The organism is Bacillus cereus group sp. BfR-BA-01381 (genome assembly GCF_022663555.1).
GTDB lineage: Bacteria > Bacillota > Bacilli > Bacillales > Bacillaceae_G > Bacillus_A > Bacillus_A pacificus.
The window spans coordinates 1-484 of the sequence record NZ_JAKUFR010000221.1; the positions used below are offsets into that span (position 1 = coordinate 1).

Below are 484 nucleotides of genomic sequence, written 5' to 3' on the forward strand. Positions count from 1 at the left end.
GGAGCTGTATGTTTAGAGTTAACCATTGCTTTCGCAATTGCTTTACGGATACCACTCATTTTCTCACGAGTTTCTGGATATTCACCAGCTGGAATTGGTTGTGCTTTTGGTGCTTCTTCTTTCGCTGCTGCTGGAGTAGCTTCTACTGCTGCTGGAGCCTCAGTTGCTGCTACTGCTTGTCCACCATTTGCAAATGCATCGATGTCAGCTTTTACGATACGACCGTTCTTACCAGAACCAGCTACTTTATGAATGTCTACGCCGTTTTCACGAGCATATTTACGAACAGATGGCATAGCGATTACGCGCTCATTTACTACTTCTGCAGTTGCTGCTGGAGTAGCTTCAGCTTTAGGAGCTTCTTCTTTTGCTTCTTCAGCTTTAGGAGCTTCGTCATGATCGTCGCCTTTAAATTTAAGGTTTTCGTATCCAGGAGCATCAAATTTAATTAATGTATCTCCAACTACTGCAACCGTACCTTCTT

General features: G+C 43.6%; 1 protein-coding gene. It reads right to left on the reverse strand.

Annotated features, from left to right (window positions below; genetic code table 11):
* Nucleotides 1–484 (reverse strand): E3 binding domain-containing protein (locus MR079_RS28395; RefSeq protein WP_242295088.1); only part of this gene is annotated, 484 nt, incomplete at both ends.